This window comes from Alteromonas sp. 5NS40-0096 (genome assembly GCF_057544385.1).
Map to the genome: position 1 here is coordinate 1 of NZ_BAAJLQ010000004.1, position 19,049 is coordinate 19,049.

Below are 19,049 nucleotides of genomic sequence, written 5' to 3' on the forward strand. Positions count from 1 at the left end.
ATTTCGCTGAAAACCTTGCCACTATTGACTTATACAGTTAGTAGTGACTCGCTTTTAACTGGGAAGCTGTTGTGATTTCCTGTCGAAGCGGATGCGCATTTTAGGGATTTTATCCCCGCCGTCAACAAGTATTTTCAAAAAAGTGTCATATTTGTTTTAAGTGCTGTTTTTCTGTTCAAAACGGACTATTTCCGTACTGATTTGTTCTATATAGTGAAGACAACTTAGAAATTATAGGTACACACGATGTCTTTAAGACCTTATAAAGGGACTATGCCTAATATAGGTGAAGCTTGCTATATCGATGAAACGTCGGTGATCGTAGGCGACGTCAACGTTGGCGATAGTTCAAGTATCTGGCCTCTAGTCGCGGCCAGAGGCGACGTTAACTACATTACTATCGGTTCGAGAACCAATGTTCAAGATGGCACAGTGCTGCACGTTACAAGAAAGTCATCAGCAAATCCTGATGGCTACCCGCTAATTATCGGTGATGATGTTACCGTTGGTCATAAATGCATGTTGCATGGATGTTCGCTGGGTAATCGAATATTAGTAGGTATGGGCGCTATCATTATGGACGGAGCGGTCGTTCAAGATGATGTATTTATAGGAGCTGGTACGCTAGTCCCTCCCAACAAAGTATTGGAAAGCGGCTACCTGTATGTTGGTAACCCAATGCAGAAAAAGCGCCCACTAAATGAAAGTGAGATGGCTTTTCTTAAAATATCAGCCGACAACTACGTTAAATTGAAAGACGACTACCTGCAAGAATGATGCTCTTAGAGGGGTTACTACCCCTCTTTTTGGCCACTTATTCTATCTCTTAGCACTTTTGCAACTTTATCGGTAGGTGGATTTTGCCCCGTCCATATAGAAAAAGCCGCTGCAGCCTGCTCAACTAACATACCCAACCCATCGAGCTGAAGTTGGCTTCCGAGAGCTTTAGCTTTCTGCATAAATACCGTAGCACTAGCCCCATAAACCATATCATATGCCACGGCCCCCGACGAAAATACGGCATCAGGCATAGCAGGGACAGTATTGTTTAAACTCGCTGATGTTGAATTGATCACAACAGAGGGTGGGTTTGGCAGCGGAGCATCAACACTATCTAGCGCGGTTACCCTTTGGTCATTAGCTTCTTCTACCAGTGCAATCGCTTTATCTTTACTTCGGTTTAATACATATATATGTGCGACACCAGCGTTAAGTAAAGGATGAATGACACCTCTCGTTGCACCACCCGCCCCCAAAATAAGAACATAGCTGTTTTGTAATAGCACCTGATGCGCAAGTAAGTCATTAACTAAACCGATACCGTCAGTGTTGTAAGCTTTTAAGTTGCCTGATGGTTGTCGATGGAGGGTATTTGCAGCCCCAGCCAATTTGGCTGCAGCATCGTGCTCGTCCGCTAACGCAAATACTCGTTCTTTGAATGGGACGGTAAAGTTACCTCCCAGTGCCCCCTCTTTAAAAAAGAAGTCGTTTACTTCTGACTCAAATGCTTCCAATGATCCGCAACGCTTATCATATTCAATAACCTCGCCGCACGATTCAGCAAACATTTGATGAATAAGTGGTGATAGACTATGGGCAATAGGATTTCCAAATACGGCGAACTTTTTCATGGCAATCTCAGCATTGGTACAACAGTTAAAAGAAAAGATGAATAAAGGCAAACAGCCTGTCACTCCCTACGATATTATCGGAGGAGAAGAAGGTGTCGTAACTTTAGCGAATCGATTCTACGATATTATGGAGTCAGATCCACAAGCAGAAGCGTTATATGCTATTCATCCAAAGCCACTGGACAATATTAGGCGGGTTTTTGCGCTGTACTTAGCTATGTGGTTAGGCGGACCTAACGATTACGAACAAGAACGCGGACACCCGAGGTTAAGAGCCCGACATTTGCCGTTTAAAGTTACGCCAGCGCTAAAGGCACAATGGATGTATTGCATGAAAAAGGCGCTATATGAACAAGTTGATAATATCGCATTGGCTGACAACTTAAGCGAAGCCTTAAATCAGCTCGCTGAACATATGATCAATACGGAAGAATAAAAAAGGCCAGCATTAGCTGGCCAAAACAGGCAGTGCGAAAATGCGGTACTTAAAAGGTGTAACCGACAGAAATGGTATATACGTAAGGATCAATTTCAATATCAGCAACTTCACCAGCCGTACCATTCAAATTAAAAGACGCCTCTGTGTCGATATCAATCCAACGAACTGATGCGTTGATAGACCATTTTTCATCAAGAATATAGTCAAGACCGACTTGCGCGGTTAAACCGAAAGAATTATCCAAAGACAAATCGGCCAGCCCTGCACCATCGTTCGCAGCGGTAAATTCCTCGTCAAAGAAAATCGTGTAATTAATGCCTGCACCTACATAGGGCTGCAGCTTACTGTCAGGACTATTAAAATAGTAGTTTGCAGTCAGTGACGGCGGTAAGTGTGTGACTTCGCCTAATTGGTTGCCCGTACCAAGAGGGTCTACCACACCAAAGTTGACGTCATGTTTAAACGGCGTTGCGGCTAATAATTCGATATTAATATTGTCAGTAAGAAAATAGGCAATATTCAAACCCAGTTGAGTATTGTCATCGACCGTAACGTTAACGCCTAAATCTGAACCACCGACAAATATGTTGCTTGAAGATTCGTCTGGAGCAACAGTAGTAAGGCCCGCACGCACCAAGATGTCACCTTTGCTATGTGCCATGACATTGGGAGCTATTAGAAGTGCACCTACAGCTAACGCGGCTAATGATTTTTTCATGTGTTATCTCGCTCTATTCAAGTGTATGGGCACACTCTAATAGAGCAAAGCCGAGGTAGAGTTGATCTAGAACAAGTCTAAACAGGGCTAATCTGGACTAAAGATAACAAGTTGATCTGTGTCAAATGAAGCGGGCCTAGATCACCAATCTGTCGGTGTGAGCCAGGTTTGCAACTTCGCTTCAGGGCTATCTGGCAAGGGCTCATAGCTGTATTCCCAACGCGCAAGAGGGGGCATAGACATCAATATTGACTCAGTCCTTCCTCCCGTCTGTAAACCAAACAAGGTCCCTCTGTCATAAACCAAATTGAATTCGACATAACGACCACGACGGTAAAGCTGAAACTGACGCTCGCTCTCCGAAAACGCTGTTGTCTTGCGCTTTTCAACGATGGGAATATAGGCATCTAGGAAGCCATTCCCCACGGCTTGCATGTAATCAAAGCTTTTCTCAAACCCCCATTGATTGAGATCGTCAAAAAATAGGCCACCTACACCGCGAGTTTCATTTCGGTGTTTCAAAAAGAAATAGTTATCGCACCACGCCTTGTGTTCTTTATAGACAGATTCACCAAATGGCAAACAAAGCTTTTTAGCCGTATCGTGCCAATGTTGCACGTCCTCTTTGAAAGGATAAAAAGGTGTGAGATCAAAACCACCACCGAACCACCATATGGGCGTTTCTCCTTCTTTTTCCGCTATAAAAAATCTCACATTAGCATGAGATGTCGGGATATACGGATTATGAGGGTGGATAACTAAGGAAACCCCCATTGCCTGAAACTTACGACCTGCTAACTCTGGCCTATGTGCCGTTGCAGAAGCCGGCATCTGGTCGCCAAACACATGAGAGAAATTCACACCACCCTGTTCAATAACTGCACCGTTTTTGAGTACGCGGGAGCGACCCCCCCCTCCCTGTTCTCTGGTCCATTGATCTTCGTTAAACTGTCCTTTTCCATCAGCTAATTCCAGTGTTTGACAGATATTATCCTGTAAGCTCAATAAGAATGCTTTTACACGAGCAATCGCCTCTTCAGCATTCTCGATGGTATCTAATTGCAGGGACTGCATAATTATCCTCGAATTGTGGCGAGTGTTTCGCCATCTTTAATGGTACTCGGTTTTGACTCTTGACCTATTTCGCCGGCGATGTACTTCACCTTTTGTCCAAAGTACTGAGCCGCTTGCGCCGCAGTTAGTGCAGGTACGAGGCCAGTTGGATTTGCACTGGTCGATACAAGTGGTTTATCTATGACATTGCAGATGTCTCGTACCGTTGGGTGCGCTGTCACTCTCACTGCAATTGTATGATGCTCACCCGTTACCCATTCACTGGCATATTCGCCTTTTGGCAATAACCAGGTTATAGGCCCGGGCCAACTTGAAAATATTTCAGCCCGTCTATCCTGCCGTATAGCATCGTCATTAACGTATGGGAGGAGTTGCGAATACGATGACGCCACCAAAATTAAACCTTTATTTTGTGGGCGCTGTTTCAGATTCAATAATTTTTCAATTGCATCAGCATTGTCTGGGTCACAACCAATCCCCATTACAGCTTCTGTTGGGTAGACGATAAGTTCCCCCTCATTAATAGCTGTAGCGACACGTGAATTCGTCGCCTCTAACTGCTCTTCAATCAACGTTATTTACTCAGCTGTATAATCGCAATCGGATTGGGGACACTGACGCTTTCCTTTCTTATCCAATAAGATGCCCCACCCACATTTAGGGCAAGACTCGGCTACTGGTGGGGAATTTACCACATATCGGCATTGCGGATAATGATTGCAGGCAAAAAATCGCTTGCCATATTTATTCGTCCGCTCAATCAACTCTCCTTCATTACACTGGGGACAAGTGATTGCCGTTTCGTGCTGTTGCTTAATTTGTTCAATGTGGTGGCAATCTGGGAAGTTGGTGCAACCGATGAACATGCCATAGCGGCCTTTTTTGATAGCCAACGGGCTAGCGCACTCGGGACATGATGTGCCAGCAATCTCTTTTAACGTTGTAGTTTGGTGTTCGTGAAGAGGTTTGATGAAGTCACAACCAGGATAACCTGAACAGCCAATGAAAGGGCCAGCCTTACCATGCCGGATCTGTAAACTTTGGCCACACTTTGGACACGGGCCATAAGCATCTTCCAGCGCATGCTCATGTGCACTGAAAAGGGAGTGATCTATCTTCGACATTTTTGCCTACTGTTTTACGCTCTCAATTCGACTTAGGGATGCGTCTAATGTAAAACACCATCCGGCTCGTCGAACAACAGATCTTCCATCTGCGCGTAAGCGTTTTCTTTACCTGGTACATTGAATAATACCATAAGGACAACCCACTTGAGGTCTTCCAAGCAAAATTCCGAAGAGTCTATTTCCATCACTCTATCAATGACCATCTCACGAGTTGACGCATCTAACACGCCAATTTGCTCAAGAAAGAGCAAAAAACCTCGACAACTTACGTCTAGCCTCATTTGTTCTTCGTGAGTATAGATTCGAGTGACACCAGAAGAAATTCCTCTGCAAAAATACGGCTTATTGTCCGTCTCTTGCAATGCCGCCAGTTTTTCCAACCATGCTAAGGCTTTGTAAATTTCGTCGTGATGAAATCCAGCGCGTACCAATTCATCAGTAAGTTCATCTTGGTCAACACGAATTTCCGTTTCACTGTGTATGAAATTTTCAAACAGATACATGAGGATGTCGAACATTGTTATTTCCCCCGCAATTTGATGTACCCACCAGGGACGGCGGATACCAGACCACGCAACTCGTATTGTAATAATCCTGCCATCACTTCAGAAGCTGGCAAGCCGTTGCGTTCGGCGATGATGTCTAACGCAGTAACATCATAATCAACACTATCTAATAATGATTCACTTGCCAAGTTTTGAGCACCACTTTTTTGATTAAATTTTTGTCCAGAATCGAAACGATTTTGCACGTCATATGGCAATGCGCCAAGAACATCATTGATGTCAGTAATCAGTGCCGCACCCTGTTGAATCAAATGATGGCAGCCTTGATGTGAAGGATTCATAACGTGGCCAGGAACAGCCATTACCTCTTTTCCTAGATCTGCGGCCATATTGGCAGTAATCAAGGTTCCACTTTTGATTTTTGCCTCAATGACTATTGTTGCACATGTTAAGCCAGCGATAATTCTGTTGCGGCGTGGAAAGTGCTGAGCTTTGGGTGGTGTACCAGGCCAAAATTCACTCACAATACAGCCGCCATAATCGACTATATCGCGATACAACACGCTGTTGCGCTTAGGGTAAATCACATCATTGCCACAACCAATGACCCCTATCGTTTTACCGATTTTGTCAAAAGCGCCGCGATGAGCAGCCGCGTCAATACCCATCGCCAAACCACTGACTACACATAGGCCTAGCTTACTTAGCTGACCGGCAAGGTCTTGCGCAAACGTTAGTCCTGACTGACTGGCATGCCGGCTACCTACCATTGCGATCATGGGTTGAGTTAATACTTCAGCCTTACCTGTAACAAAAAGGGCAAGTGGCGGAGAGGATAATTGTCTCAGAGAAGATGGATACAAGGGATCACTATAGGTAACGACATCATTGTAGTTGCCCTGTTGGTACCACCTGACGATAGAATCAACAAGTCGGTTGCTGCTGCGGTGGATCGCGTCAGCAAATTTGTGATGAACACCTTGGCCTAGGTTTGACGTTCTCAATATCTGTGTTGGTGTCGCCGCCAACTTGTCCATTAACGCTAGCCAGTCTCGTGGCGTAATCGTGCTTAGGGTAGACAGTTTAATCCATGCGAGCTGTTGTTCTGAGAGATTTGCTTTCACCAATATCGCCCCGTGGCGAGCGATATTGGTTCAATGGAGAGTTAAGGATTGGCAACTATCGCACCGCGTTTTACCAATTCGCTTGACCGTGTAATGATGCCATAGCTCGCTTTATCAAAAGTTTTGAAGACCACAAGTTCGCCAATTTTCAGAGCGGGTTGCTCAACAGTGGAACCGTCGTTGAATACACTGCGAACGACGTTACCTTCTTCTTCATACTTAGGTGAATCACCATCAATAATCGTCGGGCCTTGGGCATAAATTCCCATCACTGTACCCGGCTTAATATCGCGTTTACCTAAATCGAGAATGACAATATCGTATTTTCCAACCAATCCCCTAGAATGCAGATTGTCTACGATAAAACCTCTTTGCTCATCTGCAGCAATCAACTGCATCTCTTTTGCTGAACTAAATTTACCCGAAAACAGACGATCTCCGCGCTTGGCTTCGAAATTAGAGTCCTTTACTTTGATTAGCCATTCATCTCCCGCTCGAGACTCCACCATATCAGCATCGGCTATATGATGAATTTGTACGCCTAACTTCTCGCCATCCATATCCTCGATAGTAGACTGCTTGCGGACAATACGATACTGATCTTTAGCACGGCCAAATTTACGACTGAGCACCAAATCATCAGTGACAAATCGAATATCACCGGATTGATTTCCGAGGATATGCGGCAAACGCTCGTATGCGTCTTCGCTTAATATTTCATTTTGGTCAACATAAGGAGCAATCGCATCCCATGGCAACATATTAATCGGTGAGGGTTTTGTCGTTCTTGAGCTCGATGGGGTCAAAACAATGTGGGCTTTGTCTCGCTGGACTTCGATAACGGGTTCGCCATCAACATAGCGAATGGTGAGCACGTCACCGGGGTAAATCAAATGTGGATTGTTAATTTGAACATTGTTCCGCCACAACTCCGGCCATAGCCAAGGCTGTTCCAAAAACATGTTCGCGATATCCCACAAGGTATCGTTTTTCTTTACGGTGTAAGTGCTTGGTGCATCATCCTTGAGATCCACGCCGAAAGCAAAAGACGATGCGGCAACCAAAAAGCCTGCTGTAGCAAGGCATGTTAGTTTACTTGTTAATTTCTTGAGGCTGCTGCGCATAGCCAAATCTCCGCCCGAGGTTTCACACTAATGGTTTTATTTAATTTAATCTCTCGATGCGATTATGCCAATTGAATAATTTAAACTGCACGCATCATTGGATATACGTTAGAATAGTAACTGAAAAAAGAGAGTAAAGACCGCCGTCTATCGGATCGTATGTTAATTTATACACAGTTTAAGAGATAAAGAGTCCCAATGGCTATTTTAGAAGTTTTAAGTTTTCCAGATGAACGCCTTCGCACTGTTGCTAAGCCTGTTGAAAATGTCGATGCAGAAATCAAACAACTCGTTGCAGATATGTTTGAAACAATGAAAGATGAAAATGGCATTGGACTAGCTGCTACGCAAGTTAATCGCCATGTGCAAGTTGTGGTAATGGACGTATCTGAGGAACAAAACGAACCTAGAGTATTCATCAACCCTAAAATCACGAAAAAAGACGGCGTCACAATCAGCGAAGAAGGCTGTCTTTCAGTTCCTGGAAACTACGCCAAAGTAGAACGTGCAGAAACCATTACCGTCGAAGCACTTGATGCCGAGGGTAATGCGTATTCTCTGGACGCAGATGGCTTACTAGCAATCTGTATTCAGCATGAGCTCGACCACCTCAAGGGTAAGCTGTTTATCGATTATTTGTCACCGCTAAAACGTCAGCGCATCAAAAAGAAACTTGAAAAAGAAGCCAAGATGCGTGCTCGCGCTTAGGAAGTAATACATTGTCTACACCACTACGTATCGTTTTTGCCGGTACACCGGATTTTGCAGCAAAACACTTACAGGCACTCATCGGCTCATCTCACGAAATTGTTGCGGCCTACACTCAACCTGATAGACCTGCTGGACGAGGTAAAAAACTTACACCAAGCCCGGTCAAAGTACTCGCTGAGGAACACGGAATCCCCGTTTATCAACCTGAGTCGTTTAAAGCACAAGAAGCCCAACTGGCTCTATCGGCTCTGAATGCGGATTTAATGGTAGTTGTTGCCTACGGTCTACTCTTGCCCAAAGCAGTATTAGAAGCACCGCGCAAAGGCTGTATTAATGTCCACGGCTCGATTCTACCTGCCTGGCGTGGCGCAGCCCCCATACAACGCGCAGTATGGGCCGGTGATGCAGAAACGGGTGTTACCATCATGCAAATGGACGAAGGCTTAGACACCGGCGATATGTTACATATTGCGAAGCTGGATATTACATCGACCGATACCAGTGCAAGCCTTTACGAAAAGCTAGCAGAATTAGGGCCTAAAGCATTGTTGGAAGTCGTCAACGACTTTGATCAATACCAGCCCGAATCGCAAAATGACGAGCTAGCGACGTATGCGAAGAAGCTTTCGAAAGCCGAAGCCTTGATTAACTGGCAAGATGACGCCGAGCAGATTGAGCGTAACATACGAGCCTTTAATCCATGGCCTGTCGCTTGGTTTAGTGTGGACCAGCAGAATATTAAGGTATGGCAAGCCAGTGTAGAGACGTCAGTAGACGTCAACGCAACACCGGGTACCATTATCGAAACGAATAAAACTGGTATCGTCGTTGCCACTGGTAAAGGCGCATTGCGATTAGAATCTTTGCAAATCCCCGGGAAAAAAGCATTGCCAGCGATGGATGTGATCAATGCTCGGCAACAGTGGTTCAGCAAGGGCGCAAGTCTGGTGAGTGAAACAGTCTAATGCAATCATTGCCCCTTCCCAAAAAGAGACAACTGCGCGCTGATGCCGCTTGGGTACTTTACCAAATACTGGAATTAGGCAGGTCTTCCCGCGACGTTTTACCGATAGTACAAGAAAGGCACACCACGCAAGACAGTGCTTGGCTGCAAGAAATGGTCATGGGTGTATTGCGTCAGCTACCCCTGCTACAGACATGGCTGCGAGACTTGTTAGATAAGCCGCTCAAAGGCAATAAAAAAGTCATCGAGCATTTACTGCTTGTTGGTATCTACCAATTGCGCTTCACTCGAGTGTCTGCTCACGCCGCCATTAACGAAACGGTAGAAGGCACAATTCCACTTGGTGGAGCAGGCCTAAAAGGCTTGGTAAATGGCTTACTGCGCAATGTACAACGCCAACCATTTGATCAAACAGACGTCTCTGGAATATTGGCCAGTGGCTTACCAAAATGGTTATACAAAAGAATCTTGGCGGCATACGAGAACTCAGCCTCTACAGTCATCGACCAAACCAATGCCGTTGCCCCTATTTGGTTGCGAGTCAATCGAACTAAAGTTACCTATCAACATTTTATCGAAGCGTTGGGTAAACAGGACATCGCTTTTGAGCAGTCCACCGCACACCCAGATGCGTTAATACTCAAAACGCGGCTTGATGTGACACAAATTCCGGGGTTTGCTCTGGGTTGGTTTGCGGTCCAAGATGGTGCGGCTCAGCTTGCGGCAGCCTACTTAAACCCTCAGCCTGAAGAAACTATTCTAGATTGCTGTGCGGCCCCTGGCGGTAAAACGGGCCACCTATTGGAATTGCAACCTGACCTGTCCTCTTGCCTAGCCGTAGACGCTGATTCGAAAAGATTATCTCGAGTAAATGAAAATATGCAGCGCTTGGGACACAACCCCATTGTGAAACAGGGTGATGCAACCAAACCCGATGAATGGTGGGATGGTACCCCATTCGATCGCATATTACTCGATGCGCCATGCTCGGCCACTGGCGTGATTCGTCGCCACCCAGATATCCGCTGGCTGCGAAAAAGCGCAGACATCGATACGTTAGCGAAATTGCAAAGTGACATACTCGATGCTTTGTGGAAGACATTAAAACCAGGTGGTACCTTGTTGTACGCTACGTGTTCTATCTTGCCGCAAGAAAACACTGAGCAAATTGCTGCATTTTTAAAACGTACTAGCGACGCGCAACTCGATGCGATCAGCGCAGTAGAAACCCCAGAAAAACCAGGTAGGCAAATTTTACCGGGTGAAGCACAAATGGATGGTTTCTATTATGCTAGGCTGATAAAGTCATGATATGACTGCTAGGTTAACGTGTTGAGTAAAGTCGCAAATCTATGAAAATAATAATCTTGGGTGCTGGCCAAGTTGGTGGCACATTGGCCGAAAACCTAGTCGGTGAAAAGAATGAAATAACGGTTATCGACGCTGATGCTGACAGATTAAGAGCCTTACAAGACAGGCTCGACTTACAAGTCGTAACGGGAGTCGGTTCGCATCCAGATGTGTTGAAAAAAGCGGGGGCCGATGACGCCGACATGCTCATCGCCGTTACCAATTCAGACGAAAGCAATATGCTAGCGTGCCAAGTCGCTTATAGCTTGTTTAAGACCCCAACTAAAATTGCTAGGGTTCGCTCAGAACAGTACATCATTTACCAAGAACAGCTCTACAAACAACAAGATATTCCCGTAGATCACATCATTGCTCCGGAACAACTGGTAACCCAAGCCATAAAACGTTTAATCGATTACCCTGGAGCCCTCCAAGTCGTCGAATTTGCAGATGGCAAGGCAAGCTTGGTAGCGGTTAAAGCATATTACGGTGGGTTACTCGTCGGCCATGCCCTCTCTGCCCTAAAAGAGCACATGCCAAATGTGGAAACTCGCGTAGCGGCCATTTATCGTCGCGGGCGCCCAATTCGCCCTCTGGGTACGACTGTTATCGAAGCAGATGACGAAGTTTTCTTTATCGCCGCAACAAAACATATACGCGCGGTCATGAGCGAGCTTCAAAAACTTGAGTCGAGCTACAAACGCATCATGATTGCGGGTGGCGGTCTGATTGGGGCAGGATTAGCAAAACAGCTCGAGCACAACCACAACGTAAAGCTGCTCGAATACAGTCAAGAGCGCGCACAGTACTTATCTGCGCACCTCGATAAAACCATCGTATTTTGTGGTGATGCTTCGGATTCGGAATTGCTATCAGAAGAAAGCGTTGAGCAAGTTGACGCTTTTATTGCGGTAACGAATGACGATGAAGCCAACATCATGTCAGCGATGCTTGCAAAACGCATGGGCGCGCAAAAAGCCATGGTACTGATTCAAAGGGGCGCTTATGTGGATCTCGTTCAAGGCGGAGAAATCGACATTGCGTTTTCTCCACAGCAAGCCACCATTTCAGCTTTACTGACCCATATTCGCAGGGGTGATATCGTTAATGTGCACTCACTTCGCAGAGGTGCGGCTGAGGCAATAGAAGCGATAGCTCATGGCGACAAAAGTACTTCTAAAGTCGTCGGTCGACAAATCAGCGAAATCAAACTGCCGCCAGGCACAACCATCGGTGCAATTGTAAGGGATGAACAAGTAATTATCGCTCACAGTGACACTGTGATTGAAGCAAACGACCACGTCATCATGTTCTTGGTAAACAAAAAATTCATAACTGACGTGGAGAAACTCTTCCAGCCTAGCGCATTTTTCTTCGGTTGAATCAACTACGCCAAAAGGTCGGCGAGAACAATACAAGTAAAGAAAATACTTCCAGACGGCCGAACAACATTGCCGTTACTAAGAGCCATTTGCCGGAATCACTGACGTCGGCATAAGTAGTAGCCACACTTCCCAATCCGGGCCCCAAATTATTGAGTGTCGCGGCTGTCGCAGTAAAGGCCGTAATATTGTCCAAACCCGTCGCTATCAATCCAATCATAATGATCACGAAAACGATGGCATAGGCGGAGAAAAAGCCCCATACCGCCTCGACAACTCGGTCTGGCATCGCTCTCTCTCCAAGCTTAACTGAATACACCGCTTTAGGATGTATCAGCCTGTCTATCTCGCGCTTACCTTGAAGAAAGAGTAGAAAAACTCGGATGACTTTTAAGCCCCCGCCAGTAGAGCCGGCACAACCACCAACAAAGCTAGAAAAAATCAGTAAGATTGGTAGAAAAGAGGGCCATGCAGAAAAATCAGTTGTGGCAAAACCCGCTGTAGTACTTATCGATACTGCTTGAATAACGGCTTGGTCCAGTGCTTGCTCAGCGGTTCCGTAATACCCAGAAAGAGACAATACTAGGAAGCAGATAATGATCAATGAAGCTTGGATAAAAAAGAAAGCTTTCATTTCTGGGTCCTGCCAATAACCACGTAAAGAGCGGCTGCTTGCTGCGGAGTAATGCAGTGCAAAATTCAAGGCAGCAATAAGTAAAAATACCGCGCATACCATGTTTACCATAGGACTATTAAAATAGCCTAGGCTGGCATCATGATTAGAAAACCCACCGATGGCGATGGTAGAGAACGAATGACAAATCGCGTCAAACCAACTCATTCCGGCGAACCAATAGGCGAGTGTACAAGCGCACGTCAATGACAAATAGATGTACCACAAGTGCTTTGCAGTATCAGCAATTCGCGGCGTCATTTTTGAGTCTTTTACAGGGCCCGGGGTTTCCGCTCGATATAGCTGCATCCCCCCTACCCCTAATATAGGTAGAATAGCTACAGCTAGTACAATGATCCCCATGCCGCCAAGCCACTGCAATTGCTGACGATAAAATTGTACAGAGTGAGGCAGAAAATCAATCCCCTGAATCACAGTGGCGCCCGTAGTGGTAAGCCCAGAGAATGACTCAAAAAACGAGTCAGTCACGCTCATGCTAGGCTGCTCTAGTAGCATAAACGGGATGGCACCAAAACTCGCAAGCACAGACCAAAACAACGCGACAATCAAGAATCCCTCTTTGGCCCGTAAGTCTCTTTTGTAGTCGCGGTTGGGATACCACAATGCCGTGCCAGTGAGCACACAGAGAATAAACGCCATGAAGAAAGGTAAGCCACTACCATCCTGATAAATCAATGAAACCATTGCAGGAGGAATCATGGTCACACTAAATAGCGCGACCAAAAGGCCTAAGATTCGAATAATGGATCTGAATTGCATCTAGTTAGCACACCGAGTAGAGCAAGGGAAAAACGTGGGTATGTGGCCCAACATTGTTTTTCTTACATTATGCGGCGGACAATCAGAAATCGAAAGTAAAATCACAAGATTGTGCACGCCAATCGATTATTTTAGTGCCAGTAACGCTGAAACCATTCGCTCAATACTCTTGTGCGCATCCACAATATTGTCAGCTAGCATGTAAGCGGGTGTAGTAACGACCTTGGCATCACTATCAACAACAATATCGTCCACTGCACAATTCACATGACTCGCTCCGAGCGCATTTAGACCGGCCGCAGTATCACTATCGTTACCAATTGTAAGTTTTACCTCTTGCTCGTACACCATCGCGGCGATAGCCGGTGCAATACAAGCATACGCAGCAGGTTTTTGTTGCTCGGCAAATTGTTTGCATACTGCCAACACTTCCTGATTGATTTCTCCTTCTGGACCCGACAATGCAAAGGTGCATAGATTCTTAGCCGCACCGAACCCGCCAGGCAATATTAGGGCATCAAAATCTACCGCATCACATTGCGATAAAGGCAATACATCTCCCCGTGCGATTCGTGCAGATTCAACTAGCACGTTTCTAGATTGGTTCTCTTCTACCTCCCCAGATAAGTGATTTATCACGTGAAGCTGTTCTACATCAGGCGCAAAACACTGATAACTTGCTCCTTGTTGCGCAAGACTCAATAAAGTAAAGACGGATTCATGTATTTCCGCACCATCAAAAACCCCACACCCACTTAATATTACTGCTACTTTTTTCATAGTTTACTCTAAGCCCCTTATAAAACGTGCCTTATGCTTTTTCGTTCAAAAAACGATCAAACATGTTAAAAAATATTATCTAAATGTACTCTATTCAGGCAATTTTTTTGTGATAGATTATCCGACCTGCAAAGACAAAGGCAATTTCTTTGCTCACTGCTTTATCCACATGTAAGTGGTAATAATAATAACAGGTATGCAGTTCTACCTTTTTAAGAAAAAAACTTAATATTCAATAACTTTGTCGATTTTGATCGGCGATGCGATCATTTGTGCCTGACTCATCAATTTAAAGTAGATCACAGAGTTATCCACAGATCCAATTATTAACAAATGATCAACGCGGTAGCGTTAAGTTAGCGCCTGTGGCATGCTTTCGCCAATTGAATTTTCTAGCGATCTACATTTTTATGCCTAACGAAACTCAGCCTCCTTTTATTTTAGTCGACGGCTCTTCTTATCTTTTCCGCGCATTTCACGGTTTACCGCCTTTAACGAACTCCAAAGGCCAAGATACAGGAGCGATCTATGGCGTGATTAACATGCTTAAAAGCTTGATTAATCAATACAAACCAACCCATATGGCAGTAGTTTTTGACGCCAAAGGCAAAACGTTTCGTGATGATATTTATGCTGAATACAAAGCCAACCGTCCTCCTATGCCAGAGGAACTGCGCAGTCAAATAGCACCTTTGCACCAAATCATTCAAGCCATGGGTATGCCGATCATTGTTGAGTCTGGCGTAGAAGCAGATGATGTCATTGGTACCTTAGCCCGCCTCGCGACAGAAAAAGGCATGAAGACTGTGATCAGTACTGGCGACAAAGACATGGCTCAACTGGTCAATGATCATGTCACCCTGATCAATACGATGAACAATTCGTTGATGGACACCGCGGGCGTTGTTGAAAAGTTTGGTATACCACCAGAGCTCGTTATCGATTTTCTCGCACTAAAAGGTGACAAAGTTGACAACATTCCGGGAGTTCCAGGTGTTGGGGATAAAAGCGCACAAGGTTTATTGAACGGTATCGGTGGCATCGACGCGATTTATCAAAACTTGGATAAGATCGCTGAGTTATCCTTCCGCGGCGCCAAAACCATGGCCAAGAAAATGAGTGAGTACGAGGATCAAGCCCGTTTATCTTATACGCTAGCCACCATCAAACTTGATGTAGAGATGGAATATGACCCTCAATCTTTGATACCTAGTCAGCCAGATTACGAAGCAATGTTAGCCCTTTTCAACGAATATGAATTTAAACGTTGGGCAACAGAAGCCTCTGCCAAAATTAATGGCGGAGAAGTACCTTCCAGTAGTGGTCAACAAACAACACAAGCAAGCCAAGAAACCGAAGAAGTCGCGGTAACAGGGCCAGTGATTGATAGATCTAAATACGAGACTATATTGACCCACGAAGCCCTTGATGAATGGATCACCAAAATCAAGCAAGCCGAATTGATTGCTGTTGATACGGAAACCACAAGCTTAAATTATATGCAGGCCGAAGTAGTGGGTATTTCGTTTGCCGTTGCTCCGGGAGAAGCTGCGTATGTTCCGGTCGCCCATAATTATCCCGATGCTCCAGATCAGTTGGACAGAAATGAAGTATTGGCCAAGCTCAAGCCAATCCTCGAAGATTCGACGGTTTTGAAAGTAGGCCAACACATAAAATACGACAAAAATGTGCTAGCAAATTATCATATCGAGTTAAACGGCGTGGTTTACGATACTATGCTTGAATCCTATGTCCTCAATAGTACTGCAACTCGCCATGATATGGACTCGCTTGCCCAAGCATATTTGAATCACAACACCATCCACTTTGAAGATATAGCGGGTAAGGGTGCAAAACAACTAACGTTCGACTTGATCCCCATTGAGCAAGCCTCACCCTATGCCGCAGAGGATGCGGATATCACATTGCGCCTACACCTTGCTATCTCACAAAAGCTGAATCAAGAAGTAACGTTAAGTTCGGTTTTCAAAGAGATTGAAATGCCTCTTGTAGATGTACTGGCATCGATGGAACAAACAGGAGTATTGATTGATAGCCAACAGTTAAAACAGCAAAGCCAGCAGCTTGCGAGCCGAATCATAGAGCTTGAAAAGGAAGTTCATGAATTAGCAGGCGAGCCCTTCAATTTGGGTTCTACGAAGCAATTACAGCACATTTTGTTTGAGAAAATGGAATTGCCTATTGTGAAGAAAACGCCTAAGGGTGCCCCCTCAACTTCAGAAGAGGTGCTAACCGAACTGGCGATGGATTATGAGCTACCCCGACTTATCATGGAATTTAGGGGGCTCACAAAGCTTAAAAACACCTACACAGATAAGTTGCCACAAATGATTGATCCTCGAACGGGTCGCGTGCATACCTCTTATCATCAGGCAGTAACGGCGACGGGTCGTTTGTCGTCAACCGATCCGAACCTCCAAAACATTCCAATCCGGAATGAAGAAGGAAGAAAAGTTAGACAGGCCTTTATACCAAGGCCCGGCTACAAAATCGTAGCAGCAGATTACTCTCAAATTGAGTTGAGAATAATGGCCCACCTGTCAAAAGACGAAGGATTATTAAACGCGTTTAATGAGGGTAAAGATATACATAAAGCCACGGCGGCAGAAGTGTTTGGTGTGTCGCTGGACGAAGTGACAACAGAACAAAGGCGAAGTGCGAAGGCAATAAACTTCGGCTTGATTTATGGTATGTCGGCATTTGGTTTATCTCGCCAGCTCTCTATTCCTCGCGGAGAAGCGCAAGATTACATGAATGTTTACTTTGAACGTTACCCTGGGGTACTCCAATACATGGAAGACACCAGAGCATTGGTGAAAGACAAAGGTTACGTCGAGACAGTATTCGGTCGTAGGCTTTATTTACCTGAAATAAAATCCAGCAACGGTGCGAGACGCAAGGGTGCGGAACGAGCAGCGATAAATGCCCCGATGCAAGGAACAGCAGCAGATATCATTAAGAAAGCGATGGTCAATGTTTATCATTGGATAAACGATAAAGCGGCAGACGACGTCAGCATGGTAATGCAAGTTCATGATGAACTCGTTTTTGAAATAAAAGAACAAAACGTACAGTCTCGATGCAATGAAATTAAACAATTAATGGAAGAAGCTGTATCGCTAACCGTACCGTTATTGGTGGAAGTCGGCGTAGGGGTCAACTGGGACGAAGCCCACTAAAAAGAAAGTGGATTACAACATTCAGTAAATAAATACCAATAATTGCCAATATTTGGTAATAAAATTACATTTTTTCTTGCCCCAAATCGGTGCTCTAAGGTATGATTTCATATGTAGGGTACAGAGGTGAGAAATCTGTTTTCAAACCTTTGCTTTAACCCCGGCACTTTGCCGGGGTTTTTTTATGCCCGGAAAAAATCAGAAGCTTAAATTAAACAATCACTTACAACGAAATTCAAAATTATTTTCAAAACACATTGAACTAAAGGCAATGACGAAGACTCTTATATTCGGTTTTTATGTGTTTTCTCTCAATCCTTTAGCCCCACCAATTTGGTGGGGTTTTCTTTTCTGCGCCCATAACGTTAAGTGCAACGTCCTAAAAAGTATTCCAGCGGGTTCCAGCCTCGTAGTAGTTCAGCCACATTCGAGCGCCCTTTTTTGACTTCAAATAATCTCTTGTAAAAAAGTTGTTGTTTGAGAGTACTTATTTGAACTTTTCCTCACAAGCATACTCTTATCTACGGTTTTTATGTGTTTTCTCTCAGTCCTTTAGCCCTGCCAATTTGGTGGGGTTTTTCTTTTTCTAGGCAAAAATGGCAAATGGAGATTATCAAAAAGCAGTACTTAGGGATCTCACTTCATGGTAATCAATTCTCGTTGAAACGCTTTTCGCGAACCTTAAATAAGCGCAAACAAAAAGTTGTTGCTTGAGAGTACTTATTTGAACTTTTCCTCACATGCATACTCTTATCTACGGTTTTTATGTGTTTTCTCTCAGTCCTTTAGCCCTGCCAATTTGGTGGGGTTTTCTTTTTCTAGGCAAAAATGGCAAATGGAGATTATCAAAAAGCAGTACTTAGGAATCTCACTTCATGATAATCAATTCTCCTTGAAACGCTTTTCGCGAACCTTAAATAAGCCCAAACAAAAAGTTGTTGTTTGAGAAAATTTATTTGAACTTTTCCTCACAGGCGTACTCTTATCTACGGTTTTTATGTGTTTTCTCTCAATCCTTTAACCCCGCCAATTTGGTGGGGTTTTCTTTTTCTGCACCCAAAACGTTAGGTGGAACTTCCGAAAAAGTATTCCATCGGGTTCCAGCTTCCTAGTGAAGCCAGTCCCACTCGAGTGCCCTTCTTAGACTTCAAATAATCTCTTGTAAAAAAGTTGTTGATTGAGAAAACTTATTTGAACTTTTCCTCACAGGCATACTCTTATCTACGGTTTTTATGTGTTTTCTCTCAGTCCTTTAGCCCTACCAATTTGGTGGGGCTTTTCTTTTTCTGCACCCAAAACGTTAGGTGGAACTTTCAAAAAATATATTCCATCGGGTTCCAGCTTCCTAGTGAAGCCAATCCCACTCGAGTGCCCTTCTTAGACTTCAAATAATCTCTTGTAAAAAAGTTGTTGTTTGAGAAAACTTATTTGAACTTTTCCTCACAGGCATACTCTTATCTACGGTT

Annotated in this window: 17 protein-coding genes; 7 read left to right on the forward strand and 10 right to left on the reverse strand. The window is 44.6% G+C overall.

Annotation, left to right across the window (positions count from 1 at the left end):
• The first annotated feature begins 246 nt into the window (after positions 1-246).
• The gene (locus AC27G9_RS12525) at positions 247-777 is read left to right on the forward strand and encodes a gamma carbonic anhydrase family protein (RefSeq protein WP_487074698.1); all 531 of its coding nucleotides are present in this window, start codon (positions 247-249) and stop codon (positions 775-777) included.
• Positions 778-794: 17 nt separating this feature from the next.
• Here AC27G9_RS12525 and aroE read toward each other — a convergent pair whose 3' ends face one another.
• Positions 795-1,631 carry a shikimate dehydrogenase gene (gene aroE, locus AC27G9_RS12530; protein WP_487074700.1) on the reverse strand — a complete coding sequence of 279 codons (837 nt, stop codon included), beginning with the start codon at positions 1,629-1,631 and terminating at the stop codon, positions 795-797.
• 37 nt (positions 1,632-1,668) lie between these two features.
• Between aroE and AC27G9_RS12535 the strand changes: the two genes are divergently transcribed.
• The gene (locus AC27G9_RS12535) at positions 1,669-2,067 is read left to right on the forward strand and encodes a group II truncated hemoglobin (protein WP_487075234.1); all 399 of its coding nucleotides are present in this window, start codon (positions 1,669-1,671) and stop codon (positions 2,065-2,067) included.
• A 49-nt stretch (positions 2,068-2,116) separates the two neighbouring features.
• On the opposite strand, the gene AC27G9_RS12540 is transcribed toward AC27G9_RS12535, so the two are convergent.
• From AC27G9_RS12540 to AC27G9_RS12570, 7 genes are all read right to left on the reverse strand, one after another.
• A complete protein-coding gene (locus AC27G9_RS12540; RefSeq protein ID WP_487074702.1) occupies positions 2,117-2,788 on the reverse strand; it encodes an OmpW family outer membrane protein in 672 nt (223 codons plus the stop codon).
• Positions 2,789-2,929: 141 nt separating this feature from the next.
• Positions 2,930-3,862: an oxygen-dependent coproporphyrinogen oxidase gene (hemF, locus tag AC27G9_RS12545; RefSeq protein ID WP_487074704.1), complete on the reverse strand. Its 933-nt coding sequence runs from the start codon at positions 3,860-3,862 to the stop codon at positions 2,930-2,932.
• Positions 3,863-3,864: 2 nt separating this feature from the next.
• Positions 3,865-4,434 carry an L-threonylcarbamoyladenylate synthase type 1 TsaC gene (tsaC, locus tag AC27G9_RS12550; protein WP_487074706.1) on the reverse strand — a complete coding sequence of 190 codons (570 nt, stop codon included), beginning with the start codon at positions 4,432-4,434 and terminating at the stop codon, positions 3,865-3,867.
• A gap of 6 nt (positions 4,435-4,440) precedes the next feature.
• Positions 4,441-4,986 carry a DNA topoisomerase family protein gene (locus tag AC27G9_RS12555; RefSeq protein ID WP_487074708.1) on the reverse strand — a complete coding sequence of 182 codons (546 nt, stop codon included), beginning with the start codon at positions 4,984-4,986 and terminating at the stop codon, positions 4,441-4,443.
• Between the two features lie 44 nt (positions 4,987-5,030).
• Positions 5,031-5,507 carry a DUF494 family protein gene (locus AC27G9_RS12560; RefSeq protein WP_487074710.1) on the reverse strand — a complete coding sequence of 159 codons (477 nt, stop codon included), beginning with the start codon at positions 5,505-5,507 and terminating at the stop codon, positions 5,031-5,033.
• A gap of 2 nt (positions 5,508-5,509) precedes the next feature.
• Complete coding sequence (gene dprA, locus AC27G9_RS12565) at positions 5,510-6,619, reverse strand: DNA-processing protein DprA (RefSeq protein ID WP_487074712.1); 1,110 nt, start codon at positions 6,617-6,619, stop codon at positions 5,510-5,512.
• Between the two features lie 41 nt (positions 6,620-6,660).
• Positions 6,661-7,743: a LysM peptidoglycan-binding domain-containing protein gene (locus tag AC27G9_RS12570; protein ID WP_487074714.1), complete on the reverse strand. Its 1,083-nt coding sequence runs from the start codon at positions 7,741-7,743 to the stop codon at positions 6,661-6,663.
• Positions 7,744-7,941: 198 nt separating this feature from the next.
• On the opposite strand from AC27G9_RS12570, the gene def reads away from it, so the two are divergent.
• Genes def through trkA form a run of 4 tightly spaced genes read left to right on the forward strand, consistent with a single transcriptional unit; the run spans position 7,942 to position 12,150 of the window.
• Complete coding sequence (gene def, locus AC27G9_RS12575) at positions 7,942-8,451, forward strand: peptide deformylase (protein ID WP_487074716.1); 510 nt, start codon at positions 7,942-7,944, stop codon at positions 8,449-8,451.
• Between the two features lie 11 nt (positions 8,452-8,462).
• Complete coding sequence (gene fmt, locus AC27G9_RS12580; protein WP_487074718.1) at positions 8,463-9,419, forward strand: methionyl-tRNA formyltransferase; 957 nt, start codon at positions 8,463-8,465, stop codon at positions 9,417-9,419.
• Positions 9,419-10,729: a 16S rRNA (cytosine(967)-C(5))-methyltransferase RsmB gene (rsmB, locus tag AC27G9_RS12585; RefSeq protein WP_487074720.1), complete on the forward strand. Its 1,311-nt coding sequence runs from the start codon at positions 9,419-9,421 to the stop codon at positions 10,727-10,729. The genes fmt and rsmB overlap by 1 nt, the downstream gene beginning before the upstream one ends.
• A 41-nt stretch (positions 10,730-10,770) precedes the next feature.
• A complete protein-coding gene (trkA, locus tag AC27G9_RS12590; RefSeq protein WP_487074722.1) occupies positions 10,771-12,150 on the forward strand; it encodes a Trk system potassium transporter TrkA in 1,380 nt (459 codons plus the stop codon).
• Between the two features lies 1 nt (position 12,151).
• On the opposite strand, the gene AC27G9_RS12595 is transcribed toward trkA, so the two are convergent.
• Both AC27G9_RS12595 and elbB read right to left on the reverse strand, forming a co-directional pair.
• Positions 12,152-13,603, reverse strand: coding sequence for a TrkH family potassium uptake protein (locus tag AC27G9_RS12595; protein WP_487074724.1), 1,452 nt, complete (start codon positions 13,601-13,603; stop codon positions 12,152-12,154).
• Between the two features lie 126 nt (positions 13,604-13,729).
• Entirely contained in the window at positions 13,730-14,383 is a 654-nt protein-coding gene (gene elbB, locus AC27G9_RS12600) for an isoprenoid biosynthesis glyoxalase ElbB (protein ID WP_487074726.1), read from the reverse strand.
• 410 nt (positions 14,384-14,793) lie between these two features.
• Here elbB and polA point away from each other — a divergent pair, with 410 nt between their 5' ends.
• Positions 14,794-17,583 (forward strand): DNA polymerase I, encoded by a 2,790-nt coding sequence (polA, locus tag AC27G9_RS12605; protein ID WP_487074728.1) that lies wholly within the window; start codon positions 14,794-14,796, stop codon positions 17,581-17,583.
• Positions 17,584-19,049 lie beyond the last annotated feature (1,466 nt).

Excerpts from the sequence above, each read along its gene's own strand:
- aroE (WP_487074700.1), bottom strand. The coding sequence starts at position 1,631 with ATGAAAAAGTTCGCCGTATTTGGAAATCCTATTGCCCATAGTCTATCA.
- AC27G9_RS12535 (WP_487075234.1), top strand. The coding sequence starts at position 1,669 with ATGAATAAAGGCAAACAGCCTGTCACTCCCTACGATATTATCGGAGGA.
- AC27G9_RS12555 (WP_487074708.1), bottom strand. The coding sequence starts at position 4,986 with ATGTCGAAGATAGATCACTCCCTTTTCAGTGCACATGAGCATGCGCTG.
- AC27G9_RS12525 (WP_487074698.1), top strand. The coding sequence starts at position 247 with ATGTCTTTAAGACCTTATAAAGGGACTATGCCTAATATAGGTGAAGCT.
- def (WP_487074716.1), top strand. The coding sequence starts at position 7,942 with ATGGCTATTTTAGAAGTTTTAAGTTTTCCAGATGAACGCCTTCGCACT.
- elbB (WP_487074726.1), bottom strand. The coding sequence starts at position 14,383 with ATGAAAAAAGTAGCAGTAATATTAAGTGGGTGTGGGGTTTTTGATGGT.
- AC27G9_RS12570 (WP_487074714.1), bottom strand. The coding sequence starts at position 7,743 with ATGCGCAGCAGCCTCAAGAAATTAACAAGTAAACTAACATGCCTTGCT.
- polA (WP_487074728.1), top strand. The coding sequence starts at position 14,794 with ATGCCTAACGAAACTCAGCCTCCTTTTATTTTAGTCGACGGCTCTTCT.
- trkA (WP_487074722.1), top strand. The coding sequence starts at position 10,771 with ATGAAAATAATAATCTTGGGTGCTGGCCAAGTTGGTGGCACATTGGCC.
- AC27G9_RS12595 (WP_487074724.1), bottom strand. The coding sequence starts at position 13,603 with ATGCAATTCAGATCCATTATTCGAATCTTAGGCCTTTTGGTCGCGCTA.
- rsmB (WP_487074720.1), top strand. The coding sequence starts at position 9,419 with ATGCAATCATTGCCCCTTCCCAAAAAGAGACAACTGCGCGCTGATGCC.
- AC27G9_RS12560 (WP_487074710.1), bottom strand. The coding sequence starts at position 5,507 with ATGTTCGACATCCTCATGTATCTGTTTGAAAATTTCATACACAGTGAA.
- hemF (WP_487074704.1), bottom strand. The coding sequence starts at position 3,862 with ATGCAGTCCCTGCAATTAGATACCATCGAGAATGCTGAAGAGGCGATT.
- AC27G9_RS12540 (WP_487074702.1), bottom strand. The coding sequence starts at position 2,788 with ATGAAAAAATCATTAGCCGCGTTAGCTGTAGGTGCACTTCTAATAGCT.